This is a genomic window from Terrabacter terrae (assembly GCF_039529575.1).
Taxonomy (GTDB): domain Bacteria; phylum Actinomycetota; class Actinomycetes; order Actinomycetales; family Dermatophilaceae; genus Terrabacter; species Terrabacter terrae.
Window position 1 is genome coordinate 1,159,393 of the sequence record NZ_BAAANB010000021.1, and the last position, 13,485, is coordinate 1,172,877.

Consider the following 13,485-nt stretch of genomic DNA (forward strand, 5'->3'; position numbering starts at 1 on the left):
GCCCGGCTGGGAGGGCTCAGGGCAGCACGACGACCTGGGCGGCATACACGAGCCCTGCACCGAAGCCGATCTGCAGCGCGAGGCCACCGCTCGGGATCTCCTTCTCGGCGAGCATGCGGGTCGTCGCGATCGGGATGGAGGCGGCCGACGTGTTGGCCGTCGTGACGATGTCGCGGGCGACGGGGATGTCGGCCGGCAGCTTCAGCTGCTTGACCATCGCGTCGATGATCCGGATGTTGGCCTGGTGGGGGATGAAGGCGTCGAGGTCGTCGGCCTTGATGCCCGCCTTGTCGATGGCCTGCTGGGCGACGGGCGCCATGCCCCACACGGCCCAGCGGAACACGGTCTGCCCCGCCATCCCGATGGCGGGCCAGACGTTCTTGTCGGCCTGGGCGGACTGCCAGGACTCGCGCACGTCGGTCCACGCCTGCTTCTGGGTGATCGCATCGCGCTGGGTGCCGTCGGAGCCCCACACGGTCGGGCCGATGCCGGGGGTGTCGCTCGGGCCGATGACGCACGCGCCGGCACCGTCGCCGAAGATGAAGGCGCTGCCGCGGTCGTAGGGGTCGGTGAAGTCGCTCAGCTTCTCCACCCCGACGACCAGGACGTAGTCGGCCGAGCCGCCCTTGACCATGTCGCTGGCCATCGCGACGCCGTAGCAGTAGCCGGCGCACGCGGCGGAGATGTCGATCGCCGGCGCCGTGGAGCCGAGTCGCGAGGCCAGCTCTGGCGCGGCCGCCGGCGTCTGGTACGGGTGCGTCACGGTGGCCACGAGGACGAACCCGATCTGCTCGGGCGCGATGCCGGCGTGCTCGAGCGCCTGCCGGGACGCGGCCTCGGCCATGTCGATGACGCTCTCGTCCTCGGCGGCGAAGTGGCGGCTGATGATGCCGGACCGCTCGCGGATCCACTCGTCGCTCGAGTTGATCTTGTCGACGATCTCGGAGTTCATGACGACGCGCGCCGGGCGGTAGGCGCCCACGCCCATGATCCGGGAGTGGCGCGCGGCGCCGTTGTCGACGAGGGTGCCGGTGCCCTTGGGCGTCGGCACGGTACTGGGGGATGTCACGTGAGGCCTTCTCGAGGGTGAGGGTTCAGGTGGGGGGAGCGGCGCTCGGCGAGTGCGACGACGGGGTCACCGTCGGGCAGCACCTGCCACGAGCGTGCCCCTGCCGGGGCCGCTGCGCCAGTCAGGGGTCCTGTCATCAGGCCGTGTGGGTCTGGACGAGGGTGCGTGCGGCGTCGAGATCGTCGGGGGTCTTGACAGCAAGGGTCTCGACGCCCTTCATGGCTCGCTTGGCGAGGCCGACGAGCGTGCCTGCCGGGGCGAGCTCGAGCAGGCCGGTGACGCCGAGGGCGAGCATGGTCTCCATGCAGAGGTCCCAGCGCACCGGGTTGCTCACCTGGCGCACGAGCCGCTGAACCGCGTCGGGACCGTCGGCCACCGTGGCGCCGTCGGCGTTGGAGAGCAGCCTCAGGCGGGGGGCCGACGGGGTGACGTCCGCGGCGGCGGCCGCGAGGGCGTCCACGGCGGGGGCCATGTGCTCGGTGTGGAAGGCGCCGGCGACCTGGAGCGGGATGACGCGCGCCTTGGCCGGCGGCGCCTCGCGCAGGGCGTCGAGCTGCTCGAGCGTGCCGGCCGCAACCACCTGCCCGGCGCCGTTGACGTTGGCGGGCGTCAGGCCCTGCGCCTGGAGGGTCGCGAGCACCTCGTCGGGGTCGCCCCCCAGCACGGCGGCCATGCCGGTGGGGGTCACGGCGCTCGCCTTGGCCATCGCGCGCCCACGCGTGGCGACGAGGGAGATGGCCTCCTGGTCGGTCAGAACGCCGGCCAGGGCGGCGGCGGTCAGCTCGCCGACCGAGTGACCGGCCAGGACGGCGCCCGTGGCGTCGAGCCCGTCCCGCTCGGGGAAGAGCGCCGACGCGGTCACGAGACCCGCCGCGACGATGAGGGGTTGGGCGACGGCCGTGTCCTTGATGGTCTCGGCGTCGGACTCGGTGCCGTGCGCGACGAGGTCGTGGCCGGCGGCCCGACCGAGGGCGGTCAGCTGCTCACGGGCGCCGTCGAGCTCGAGCCACGGGGCGAGGAAGCCGGGGGTCTGGGAGCCCTGTCCAGGGCACACGATCGCTAGCACGTCTCCAACCCTTCCTGCTCGCGGCGGTCGACCTCGCCGTCGAATGTCACGAAGTCGCGGGAGATAGTTTGGAGGTTTCCTCCAACAGGACATCCGCCGTCGGCGCGACTCCGCCTCGTGGCGTCCGGGACCTGCCGGCCCCATCGGAGGAGGGGCCGCCCGTGCCTGTGCCGCCACCCGTGTCTGTCGGACCGCGTGACAAGTCGGCGGCAGGTCTCGAGCTGCGCGTTGCGGCCAGACGCCCCAGGGCGAGCGCGATGCGCACGGTCCAGGCCTCGCGGGGGACGGTCAGGTCGTAACCCGTCGCGTCGCAGATGCGACCGAGCCGGTAGCGCACGGTGTTCGGGTGCACGAAGAGGGTGCGTGCAGTGGCTTCGAGCGCCCCGCCGCTCTCGAGGTATGCCGTGGCGGTCGTCAGGAGGGCCGCGTGGCTCGCCGCGGCGAGCGGCCGGTGGACCCGGTCGACCAGCGTGCGGCTCGCCGGCTGGTCTCCGGCGAGCGCGCGCTCGGCGAGCAGGGCGTCGGACTCGACCACGCGCGGCGCCGCGGGCCAGGCGGCTGCCGCGGAGAGACCGCTGAGCGCGGCCCGGGCGGAGCGACCGGCCGCGAAGAGGTGCGGCACCGTGGGTCCGAGCACCACCGGGCCCGGGCCGAAGCAGTCCGCCACCGCCTCGACGACCGGCAGCGCGTCCCGCGTGCCGCCGAGGATCGCGATGAGCCGGGAGCGCTGGACGATGGCCAGCGCCTCCACGCCGTGCTGGCGGACCGAGCGGCGCAGGTCGTCCACCGCCGGCACCGCGCCGCCGGCGACGGAGGGGGTGCTGCCCACGACGAACGTGACGTCGGCGACCTCGCCCCACCCGAGGGCGCTCGCCCGCGACTGCATGGACTCGTCGGCCTCGCCGCGCAGCACCCCGTCGACGACGAGTGCCTCGAGGCGTGCGTCCCAGGCGCCGCGCGCCTCTGCGGCGCCGGCATACACCTCGGCTGCGGCGAAGGCGATCTCTCGCGAGAAGCGCAGCACCGACTCGCGCAGCAGCTGCTCGTCGCCTGGGCCGGCGAGGCTCTCGACCCGCGACTCGACGACGTCGACGACGGTGCGGACGAGGTCGAGGGTCTGGCGCAGGCTCACCGAGCGGGTCAGCTCCTGCGGCGCGTTGGCGAAGATGGAGATGGCCGACGGCGGGTGGCTCTCCTCCTGGTGGAACCACGCGATGAACTGCGAGATGCCGGCCTGGGCGACGAGCCCCACCTGCGACCGCTCCTCGGCGGACAGCTCGCGGTACCACCGCAGGTGCTCCTCCATGCGCTGGGAGGCGAGGGTCGCCAGCTCGCCGGCGCTGCGCTCGACGGCCCGCGAGGTGGCCTCGCTGGGGTGCCCCCGGTGTCTGCTCACGACGTCAGCCTAGGCCCGGCGGATCACCGGCTTTGTATGCCGCTCACAAAGGGCACGTCCGGACCGGTCGGGCGTCCCACCGAACCGGGGTGTCAGTGCGCCGTCAGGACGGCGGTGTGGCCGGCATACGCCCTCGGGCCGTCGAAAGGCGGCAGCGCCTGCGCCAGGTCGGGGGCGAAGGTCGCGAGGTAGGCGCAGGCCGCGGCGTGGTCGGGGAAGGTCGCCCGCGTCTCCACGTCCCGTTGCACGACGTGCTCGAAGTGGCGGCCGAGGAGCCCGGCGGCGTTCTCCGAGGTGAACTGTGTGACCAGTGCTTCGCCGCCGGCGTCGCGCAGCAGACCACCCAGGTGTTCGCGGCCGTTGGTCGCGACGTGCAGGGTCCCGCCGTCCCTGAGCACCCGGCGCAGCTCGGCGAGCGTGCCGTCGAGGTCGGGCACGTGGTACAGCATCCAGGCGGCGACGGCGCCGTCGAACCAGCCGTCGGAGAAGGGCAGCTCGTCCGCCGGTGCCACCTCTGCGGGGACGCCCAGCGCGCGGGTGGCCTCGACCATCGCGGGGGACAGGTCGGTCGCGAGGTAGTCGGTGCTCGGCGCCTCGTCCAGGACGGAACGGGCGAACTGGCCCGTGCCGCAGCCGACCTCGAGGACTCGTCGTGCGCCCGAGGCCACGACGAGCGTGCGCAGCACGTCGACGGGCGACACCCCTTCCGGGCCGGGGCCCCACACGCTCCGGCGGGTCTGGAGCCGCTCGACGCTCGCGTACTGGGTCCCGACGGTGCCCGGGTCGGTCATCTCGCGCATCGGTGGACCCTATCGGGACGCAGGCCCGGACGGGGCCGTGCGCCGGCGGAACAGCTCACCGACGTGCACGCGGTGCCCCGTGATGGCCAGCGCCCCGCGGTAGACCGTCGAAGCGAGCCAGATGCATCCGAGGCCGGACAGGGCCGTGAGGAGCAGGGCGAGGAGCAGCTGGTGGACGGGAACGTCCCGCGCCGTTCGGTCCGAGCAGACCGGTCAGCACACCGGGCGTGATCTCGAAGCTGACCCCGTCGAGGGCCACCCGCCCGCCGTAGGAGTACGCCACGTCCCAGACCTCGAGGGCCATACCACCACGCTAGCTCCGGGCGCGGCGCCCGACAGGCCGGTTCGGCGGTACGCCGGTTCGACCTGCCGGTGCGGGCCGTCAGTCGGTGCCGAACTCCATGGCGGCGCGGTCCAGCGCGTCGTCCTGCTCGTCGACGTCGAGCGCGGCGGGGTTGGCCGAGATCGCAGCCGCGCCGCCGGGGGTGAGCTCGCCGACGAGGTCGTGGGCGTCGGCACCCAGGAGGCCCTGGGCGGCATACAGCTCGAGCTTGGCGCGCGAGTCGGCGATGTCGAGGTTGCGCATGGTCAGCTGGCCGATGCGGTCGACGGGGCCGAAGGCGGCGTCCTCGGTGCGCTCCATCGAGAGCTTCTCGGGGTGGTAGCTGAAGGCCGGCCCGGACGTGCCGACGATCGACCAGTCGTCGCCGCGGCGCAGGCGGATCGTGACCTCGCCGGTGACGGCCGAGGCGACCCAGCGCTGGAGCGACTCGCGCACCATGAGCGACTGCGGGTCGAGCCAGCGACCCTCGTAGAGAAGGCGGCCCAGCTTGCGGCCCTCGGCGTGGTAGTTGGCGATCGTGTCCTCGTTGTGGATCGCGTTGAGGAGGCGCTCGTAGGTGATGTGGAGCAGCGCCATGGCCGGGGCCTCGTAGATGCCGCGCGACTTCGCCTCGATGATGCGGTTCTCGATCTGGTCGCTCATGCCGAGGCCGTGGCGGCCCCCGATGCGGTTGGCGGCGTCGACGAGGGCCACGGCGTCGGCATACTCCGTGCCGTTGATGGCGACGGGACGGCCACGCTCCCAGCGGACCGTGACGTCCTCGGTCTCGATGGTGACGGAGGGGTCCCAGAACTTGACGCCCATGATCGGCTCGACGACCTCGATCGACTCGTCGAGGAACTCGAGGGTCTTGGCCTCGTGCGTCGCGCCCCAGATGTTGGCGTCGGTCGAGTACGCCTTCTCGGCGCTCGCGCGGTAGGGGAGCTCTCGGGCCGTCAGCCACTCCGACATCTCGTGCCGGCCACCGAGCTCCGTGACGAAGTCGGCGTCGAGCCAGGGCTTGTAGATGCGCAGGTTGGGGTTGGCCATCAGGCCGTAGCGGTAGAACCGCTCGATGTCGTTGCCCTTGAAGGTCGAGCCGTCGCCCCAGATGGAGACGCCGTCCTCCTGCATGGCGCGCACGAGCAACGTGCCGGTGACGACGCGGCCGAGGGGAGTCGTGTTGAAGTACGTCTTGCCGCCGCTGCGGATGTGGAAGGCACCACAGGCGATGGCCGACAGGCCCTCCTCGACGAGCGCGGCCTTGCAGTCGACGAGGCGGCTGATCTCGGCGCCGTACTGCCCGGCGCGGCCGGGGACCGAGTCGATGTCGGGCTCGTCGTACTGCCCGAGGTCGGCCGTGTAGGTGCAGGGCACGGCGCCCTTCTCGCGCATCCACGCGACCGCAACAGAGGTGTCGAGGCCGCCCGAGAAGGCGATGCCGACACGTTCACCGACGGGGAGCGAGGTCAGGACCTTGGACATGAATGCAAGTATATGCATAGCCGCGCATACCTATCCAATCGCGTATGCCGTGTGGCCCGGTCCGCGCCGGCGCTGGGCCGCGTCGCCCGCCCGCGACTTCTGCAGGTGCTGTGCTTCGCGGCGGCACCTGTCCGGTGACTGACCTGCCCCGTCGCAAAGGCCGGCTCGTGTGACGAACCGCGCCGGGTGCCGCCGTCCACATCCCCCTGCTCAGGAGGCCGCCGTCCACAGGGGAGCCACCCTCGGTCTGCGGCGCGCCGCGCGACGGGGGACGGTCGAGTCATGGACCTGCGCCTCATCGCCCGCGACGGCATCTTCAGCACGAGCGAAGCCGAGCGCCTCGGCATCGACCGACATGCCCTGACCCGGCTGTGCCGGAGCGGCGAGGTCGCTCGGCTCACTCGTGGGTGGTACGCCGTCGTCGCCTCGGACGTGCCGGACCGGACGGAGCTGCACCGGCTGACCGCGCTGGCCCTCGGCCGCCAGTTCAGAGCGCGGGCGGTGATCAGCCACCACTCGCTGCTCCTGCTCAGGCGTCTGCCCACCTTCCGCCCCGACCTCGGGGTCGTCCACCTCACCTCCGCCGTGGACGACGGTCCGGGCGCCGACGCCGGCGGCCGGACAGGGGCCCGCCGCACCGTCACGGTGCGGCGCCCCGGCCTCGTCATCCACCGGCCGGTGGGCGCGCTGCGGCTGTCCACCCCGGGACCGGACGGCGACCGCCCAGCCACCATGCCGCTCGCTCACGCCGTCGTGCAGGCGGGCCTGCTCGGTGGTCCCGTCAGCGCCCTCGTGCCTGCCGACGCTGCGATGCGTGCCGGCTCGGTGACCCCGGCCACGCTGGCGGCTGCCGTCGCGGACCTGCGCCACCACACGGGCATCGGTCCGGTACGGGTCGCGCTCACGGGGGCGGACGCCCGGCACGAGTCACCGGGGGAGACGCGCACGGCATACGTCCTGCGGCGTCTCGGCTTCGAGGTGGAGCCGCAGCTGGAGGTGGTGGCCGAGGGCCGTCTCTTCCGGGCGGACTTCCGCATCAAAGGCACCCGCGTACTCGTCGAGTTCGACGGGGCGGTGAAGTACGCCGACGGACGGCGGTCGACGCTCTTCGAGGAGAAGCGGCGCGAGGACGCCCTCCGGCGCGAGGGCTGGGTGGTGGTCAGACTCGTCTGGGCCGACCTCGAGGATCCGCAGCGGGTGCGTCGCCTCGTGCTCGACGCGGTCGCACGAGCCGCCTGACGCGGGAAAGGCTGTGGTTCGGGGCAGGCGCAGCCCGGGTCCGCGCGCGCCGTGCCGCGAGATGCAGTGCCTGCGAGGGCAAAGGGCGCCGTGTCGCTCGAGCCCCGGGCAGGCGTGTGGCCCGGTCCCAGGAGCGGGACCGGGCCACACGGCATGCTCAGCGGGAGAGCGTCAGCTCTCGCCGCCCGCGTTGCCGGACGTGCCTGCTGTGACGTCGTCGAGGCGGTACTTCTCGGCGGCGCGGCGCGGGACGTCGGCGTCGACCTTGCCCTCCCTGGCGAGCAGCTGCAGCGTCCGCACGGCGACCGAGGGGCCGTCGATGTGGAAGAAGCGGCGCGCCGCCGGGCGGGTGTCGGAGAAGCCGAAGCCGTCGGCGCCGAGCGAGGCGTACGTGCCCGGGACCCACTCGCGGATCTGGTCCTGGACGGCGCGCATGTAGTCGGAGACCGCCACGACGGGGCCCTCGGTGCCCTCGAGGCACTGGGTGACCCACGGGACGCGCTTCTCGGCGTCGGGCGAGAGGAACTCCTGCTCGTCGGCGGCGAGGCCGTCCCTGCGCAGCTCGTTCCACGAGGTCACCGACCACACGTCCGCGGCCACGCCCCAGTCGTCGGCCAGCAGCTGCTGGGCCTCGAGCGCCCACGGCACGCCGACGCCCGAGCCGAGGATCTGCGCACGAGCGGGCTCGTGCGTCCAGCCCTCGGTGTTGGCCGGTGCGATCCGGTGCATGCCGCGCAGGATCCCCTCGACGTCGACGTCCTCGGGCTCCTTCGGCTGCTGCAGCGGCTCGTTGTAGACCGTGAGGTAGTAGATGACGTTCGACTCCTCGGGCGTCTTGCCCTCGCCGTACATCCGCTCCAGGCCCGCCTGGACGATGTGCGCGATCTCGTACGCGTACGCCGGGTCGTAGTGCACGACGGCCGGGTTGGTCGAGGCGAGCAGCGGGCTGTGCCCGTCGGCGTGCTGCAGGCCCTCACCCGTAAGGGTGGTGCGGCCGGCCGTCGCGCCGATGAGGAAGCCGCGCGTCATCTGGTCGGCGGCCGCCCAGATGCCGTCACCCGTGCGCTGGAAGCCGAACATCGAGTAGAAGACGTAGACCGGGATCATCGGCTGGCCGTGCGTCGCGTACGACGTGCCCGCCGCGGTGAACGCCGCGACCGAGCCCGCCTCGTTGATGCCCAGGTGGAGGATCTGGCCCGACTCGTTCTCGCGGTAGGCAAGCATCAGCTCGGCGTCGACCGGCGTGTAGTTCTGCCCGTTGGGGTTGTAGATCTTGATCGTCGGGAAGAACGCGTCCATGCCGAAGGTGCGTGCCTCGTCGGGGATGATCGGCACGACCCGCTTGCCGAACTCCTTGTCGCGCAGCAGGTCCTTGAGCAGGCGGACGAACGCCATCGTGGTGGCGACCTCCTGCTTGCCCGAGCCCTTCTTGACCTGGGCGTACGCCTCGTCGCCGGGCAGCTTGACCGGCTCGAAGTCGACGCGGCGGCTCGGCAGCGTGCCACCGAGCTTCTGGCGACGGTCCACCGAGTACTTGATGACCTCGCTGTCAGCGCCGGGGTGGTAGTACGGCGGCTGGTAGGGGTTGGCCTCGAGCTGCTCGTCGGTGATCGGGATGCGCAGGCTGTCGCGGAAGGCCTTGAGGTCGTCCAGCGTCATCTTCTTCATCTGGTGCGTGGCGTTGCGGCCGGCGAAGTGCGAGCCGAGGCTGTAGCCCTTGATCGTCTTGGCGAGGATCACGGTCGGCTGGCCGGTGTGCTCACGCGCCGCCTTGTAGGCCGCGTAGACCTTGCGGTAGTCGTGGCCGCCGCGCTTCAGGTCCCACCAGACCTGGTCGTCGGTCCAGTCCTCGACCATCTTGGCCGTGCGCGGGTCGCGCCCGAAGAAGTGGTCGCGGACGTACTTGCCGTCGTTGGCGCGGAAGGTCTGGTAGTCACCGTCGCTCGTGGTGTTCATGACGTGCACGAGCGCACCGTCGCGGTCGGCGGCGAGCAGCGGGTCCCACCCGCGACCCCACACGACCTTGATGACGTTCCAGCCGGCGCCGCGGAAGAACGCCTCGAGCTCCTGGATGATCTTGCCGTTGCCGCGCACCGGGCCGTCGAGCCGCTGCAGGTTGCAGTTGATGACGAAGTTGAGGTTGTCGAGCTCCTCGTTGGCCGCGAGCTGCAGCAGGCCGCGCGACTCGGGCTCGTCCATCTCGCCGTCGCCGAGGAAGGCCCACACGTCCTGCTGGCTCGTGTCCTTGATGCCGCGGTTGTGGAGGTACTTGTTGAACTGCGCCTGGTAGATCGCGTTCATCGGGCCGATGCCCATCGACACGGTCGGGAACTCCCAGTAGTTCGGGAGCAGCCGCGGGTGCGGGTAGGACGGCAGCGCCTCGATCCTGCCGTCGACGAGGTGGCTCTTCTCCTGGCGGAAGCCGTCGAGCTGCGCCTCGGTCAGGTGGCCCTCGAGGAAGCTGCGGGCGTACATGCCGGGGGAGGCGTGGCCCTGGAAGTAGACCTGGTCTCCGCCGCCCGGGTGGTCCTTGCCGCGGAAGAAGTGGTTCATGCCCACCTCGTAGAGCGTCGCGGCGCTCGCGTACGTGGAGATGTGGCCGCCGACGCCGATGCCCGGCTGCTGCGCGCGGTGCACCATCACCGCGGCGTTCCACCGGATGTAGCGGCGCATCTCGCGCTCGATCTCCTCGTCACCGGGGAACCAGGCCTCGCGCTCGGGCGGGATCGTGTTGATGTAGTCGGTCGCCGTCAGGGACGGCACGCCGACCTGCTGCTGGCGGGCGCGCTCGATCAGCTTGAGCATGATGTAGCGCGCTCGGGTCCGGCCCTTCTCGTCGAGGACGGCGTCGAGGGAGTCGATCCACTCCTGCGTCTCGTCCGGGTCGATGTCCGGGAGCTGACTGGGGATCCCGTTGAGGATCGGTCCGGCCTCGGATGCCACGTCGTGGGTCCTTTCTCGTCGCGAGGCGGCGCCCGCGGCCGGTCGGCCACGGCGCTGCACGCATCCATCCTCTACCCAACGGTGGCGGCCATCACAATTGGGTCCCTTTCGCAGGCGGCCCTGCTACGGCGTCCGCCTCCCACGGGGTGGTATGCCGTCCGCCTCCTCCCGCGGTCGCCGCCCGGTTGGGCGCGGCGTGGGCGTTGTGCCGGACGGACCCCTCCTTGCGCGATAGCGTCGGACCCAGTGCACTGATGTCGTGGAACCTACTGCGGCGACACGACATGACGACGACACCAACGGCGACATCAACCACGACATCAACCAGGGACGATGGAGAGGACCGGTGACAGTGAGCGAGACCGCGGGAGCGGCGTCCTTCAGCAAGCTCGGATTTGCCAAGGGGCAGGTCATCCAGGAGTTCGGCTATGACGACGACGTCGACGATGCCCTGCGTTTCGCGCTCGAGGACGTCATCGGCAACGAGCTCGAGGACGAGGACTTCAACGACGGCGCGGACGGGGTGATGATCTGGTACCGCGACGGTGACGACGACCTCGTCGACCTCATGGTCGACGGTCTGACGAAGCTGTTCGACCAGGGCTTCATCGTGCTGCTGACGCCGAAGGCCGGCCGGTCGGGTCACGTCGACGCGAGCGTGGTCGAGGAGGCCGCCTCCACGGCCGGCCTGATCACCGGCGGCCAGGTCAACGTCGCCGCCGACTGGGCGGCCACGCGGCTCATGCCGCCGAAGGGCCCGCGCCGCTGACCGCAGCCCTTTGTGGGGCGGTGGTCGAGGGTGGCACGCGCCCTCGAGTGGTGGTGCCACACTTGCCGCCATGACCAACGCGCACCCGACCGACACCCATGTCCGGGCGGTCGAGGCGCCCGCGCCGCTCGGCGTCGGCGAGATCGCCCCGGACTTCACCCTCGTGGACCAGTACGGCGTCGACGTGAGCCTGTCAGCGGTCCGGGGCGTCAAGAACGCGGTCGTCGTCTTCTACCCAGCCGCGTTCTCGGGCATCTGCCGCGGCGAGCTCCGCGAGATCCGCGACGGGCTCGAGGACTTCCAGGACGGCGACATCCAGGTCTTCGCCGTCTCCTGCGACTCGATGTACACATTGCGCGCGTGGGCCGATGTCGAGGGCCACTTCTTCCCGCTGCTGTCGGACTTCTGGCCCCACGGCGAGGTGGCCCGGCGCTACGGCGTCCTGAACGACGAGGACGGCTTCGCGCTGCGGGGGACCTTCCTCATCGACCGGTCCGGGCGGGTCGTGTGGACCGAGGTCCGCGACATCGGGCACGGACGTGACTTCACGGCATACCGCGAGGCACTGGCGAGGCTCCGCGCGAGCTCGCCCGATGCCGTAGGCTGACCGCCGCCTCCCGGTGACCCATGGCGACGTCCTCGGATCACCCGGTGGGCACGTGAGGGGCCTGTAGCTCAGTTGGTAGAGCACCGCGTTTACACCGCGGGTGTCGTCGGTTCGAGCCCGGCCGGGCCCACGTGGACGATCCCGCCCGCGACCCAGAGCGCCGCGACCCCGACCGGCGCGACCTCCGGCTCCGTGACGTCGTCGCGGCGCTGGAGTCGCTCTACCCCCTCGAGAGTGCCGCTGACTGGGACCGGGTCGGCCTGGTCACGGGCGAGCCTGACCAGCCCGTACGCCGCATCCTCTTCGCGCTCGACCCGACCCTCGCCGTGATCGACGAGGCCCGCGACTGGGGCGCGGACCTGCTCGTCACGCACCACCCGCTGCTGCTGCGCGGCGTGCACTCGGTGGCCACGACGAGCGCCAAGGGCGCCTCGGTGACCGCGCTCGTGCGAGCCGGGGTCGCCCTGTGGGTGGGGCACACGAACGCCGACGTCGCGGACCCCGGCGTCTCGACGGTGCTGGCCGACGCGCTCGGGATCGCCGACCAGCGTCCCCTCTCGCGGGACGGGACGGATGCCGGCCGGGTGGGCGAGCTCGCCTCGCCCGCGAGACTGGCCGAGTTCGCCGACGTCGTGGCCTCGGCGCTCCCCGCGACCGCCGGGGGCATCCGGGTCAGCGGCGACCCGAACGCGGAGGTTCGCACGGTCGCGGTGATGGGCGGGTCCGGCGACGACCGCTTCGACGACGTCCGGGCGGCTGGCGCCGACGTCTACGTCACCGCCGACCTGCGCCACCACCCCGTGCTCGAGGCGCGCGAGGAGGCCCGCGGCGGCCCGCCCTACCTCATCGACGCCGGTCACTGGGCCACCGAGTCGCTGTGGCTCGAGAGCGGGCGCGCGCGACTGCTGGGCGCGCTGGGGCACCCAGCCGCAGCGGCTAGGGTCGAGACCAGAGTCTCTGCCATCCGCACCGAGCCGTGGACGTTCGTCGTCGGTGCCAATGCCGCGCGGCCCACGCCCGCGGTCCCCCCAACCGGAGGTGTGTCCTGAAAGCCGACCCGTCCCGCCAGTGGCGCCTGCTCGACCTGCAGGCCATCGACACGCGCCTCGACCAGATCCGGCACGCCAAGGCGACGCTGCCCCAGACCCCTGCGGTCGAGGCCGCCCGTCGGGAGCTGGCAGCGCTGGAGACCCAGATCGTCAACGCCCGCACCGCCGCCGGCGACGTGCAGCGAGAGGTGTCCAAGTCCGACCAGGACGTCCAGCTCGTGCGCGACCGCGCCGCCCGCAACCAGGCGCGCCTGGACGCCGGTCAGGGCAGCGCCAAGGACCTCCAGGCCCTCCAGCACGAGCTGACGTCGCTCGCGCGGCGCCAGGCGGAGCTCGAGGAGCTCGAGCTCGAGGTCATGGAGCGCGCCGAGACGCTGACGGCACAGGTCGCCGAGCTCGAGGCCCGACGGGTCGAGCTCGTCGACCGCGCCCAGGGCCTCGAGACCGAGCGCGACGCCGCGCTCGCGAAGCTCGACGCCGAGGCGGCCACCGTGGCCGCCGGCCGTGCCGACATCGTGGCCGGCATCGGCGACGACCTCGCTGCCCTCTACGAGAAGATCCGCGCGAGCAGTGGTGGTGTGGCCGCCGCGGAGCTGCGCCACCGTCGGTGTGGCGGCTGCCGCCTCGAGCTGGGCAACGTCGACCTCGACCGCATCCGCAAGGCGCCGGAGGACGAGGTCGTGCGCTGTGAGGAGTGCCGGCGCATCATGATCCGGACGGGCGAGTCCGGCCTGTGAGCG

General features: G+C 72.0%; 11 protein-coding genes and 1 tRNA gene. 6 read left to right on the top strand and 6 right to left on the bottom strand.

Annotated features, from left to right (window positions below):
• Positions 1-16: 16 nt before the first annotated feature.
• The 5 genes from ABD194_RS15495 to argG form a co-directional block, all read right to left on the bottom strand.
• Entirely contained in the window at positions 17-1,069 is a 1,053-nt protein-coding gene (locus ABD194_RS15495) for a beta-ketoacyl-ACP synthase III (protein ID WP_425579993.1), read from the bottom strand.
• A 136-nt stretch (positions 1,070-1,205) separates the two neighbouring features.
• Positions 1,206-2,135 carry an ACP S-malonyltransferase gene (locus tag ABD194_RS15500; protein WP_343992950.1) on the bottom strand — a complete coding sequence of 310 codons (930 nt, stop codon included), beginning with the start codon at positions 2,133-2,135 and terminating at the stop codon, positions 1,206-1,208.
• A gap of 46 nt (positions 2,136-2,181) precedes the next feature.
• Positions 2,182-3,531, bottom strand: a complete 1,350-nt coding sequence (locus ABD194_RS15505) for a PucR family transcriptional regulator (protein ID WP_343992952.1) — start codon at positions 3,529-3,531, stop codon at positions 2,182-2,184.
• Between the two features lie 92 nt (positions 3,532-3,623).
• Positions 3,624-4,331 (bottom strand): class I SAM-dependent methyltransferase, encoded by a 708-nt coding sequence (locus ABD194_RS15510; RefSeq protein ID WP_343992954.1) that lies wholly within the window; start codon positions 4,329-4,331, stop codon positions 3,624-3,626.
• Between the two features lie 382 nt (positions 4,332-4,713).
• Positions 4,714-6,138, bottom strand: a complete 1,425-nt coding sequence (gene argG, locus ABD194_RS15515; RefSeq protein ID WP_343992956.1) for an argininosuccinate synthase — start codon at positions 6,136-6,138, stop codon at positions 4,714-4,716.
• Positions 6,139-6,420: 282 nt separating this feature from the next.
• Between argG and ABD194_RS15520 the strand changes: the two genes are divergently transcribed.
• Positions 6,421-7,377: a type IV toxin-antitoxin system AbiEi family antitoxin domain-containing protein gene (locus ABD194_RS15520; protein WP_343992958.1), complete on the top strand. Its 957-nt coding sequence runs from the start codon at positions 6,421-6,423 to the stop codon at positions 7,375-7,377.
• Between the two features lie 171 nt (positions 7,378-7,548).
• On the opposite strand, the gene aceE is transcribed toward ABD194_RS15520, so the two are convergent.
• Positions 7,549-10,320 (bottom strand): pyruvate dehydrogenase (acetyl-transferring), homodimeric type, encoded by a 2,772-nt coding sequence (gene aceE / locus ABD194_RS15525; RefSeq protein WP_343992960.1) that lies wholly within the window; start codon positions 10,318-10,320, stop codon positions 7,549-7,551.
• A gap of 352 nt (positions 10,321-10,672) precedes the next feature.
• Between aceE and ABD194_RS15530 the strand changes: the two genes are divergently transcribed.
• The 5 genes from ABD194_RS15530 (at position 10,673) to ABD194_RS15550 (ending at position 13,482) form a co-directional block, all read left to right on the top strand.
• Entirely contained in the window at positions 10,673-11,089 is a 417-nt protein-coding gene (locus tag ABD194_RS15530; RefSeq protein ID WP_343994179.1) for a DUF3052 domain-containing protein, read from the top strand.
• A gap of 70 nt (positions 11,090-11,159) precedes the next feature.
• Positions 11,160-11,696, top strand: a complete 537-nt coding sequence (locus ABD194_RS15535) for a peroxiredoxin (RefSeq protein ID WP_343992962.1) — start codon at positions 11,160-11,162, stop codon at positions 11,694-11,696.
• A gap of 57 nt (positions 11,697-11,753) precedes the next feature.
• Positions 11,754-11,826: transfer RNA gene (locus tag ABD194_RS15540), tRNA-Val, on the top strand.
• A 1-nt stretch (position 11,827) separates the two neighbouring features.
• Positions 11,828-12,745 (top strand): Nif3-like dinuclear metal center hexameric protein, encoded by a 918-nt coding sequence (locus tag ABD194_RS15545; protein WP_343992964.1) that lies wholly within the window; start codon positions 11,828-11,830, stop codon positions 12,743-12,745.
• A complete protein-coding gene (locus tag ABD194_RS15550) occupies positions 12,673-13,482 on the top strand; it encodes a zinc ribbon domain-containing protein (RefSeq protein ID WP_343992966.1) in 810 nt (269 codons plus the stop codon). The genes ABD194_RS15545 and ABD194_RS15550 overlap by 73 nt, the downstream gene beginning before the upstream one ends.
• Positions 13,483-13,485 lie beyond the last annotated feature (3 nt).

Bases quoted from the DNA above. Each gene is read 5' to 3' on its own strand.
- ABD194_RS15510 (WP_343992954.1), bottom strand. From the start codon at position 4,331: ATGCGCGAGATGACCGACCCGGGCACCGTCGGGACCCAGTACGCGAGC.
- argG (WP_343992956.1), bottom strand. From the start codon at position 6,138: ATGTCCAAGGTCCTGACCTCGCTCCCCGTCGGTGAACGTGTCGGCATC.
- ABD194_RS15520 (WP_343992958.1), top strand. From the start codon at position 6,421: ATGGACCTGCGCCTCATCGCCCGCGACGGCATCTTCAGCACGAGCGAA.
- ABD194_RS15535 (WP_343992962.1), top strand. From the start codon at position 11,160: ATGACCAACGCGCACCCGACCGACACCCATGTCCGGGCGGTCGAGGCG.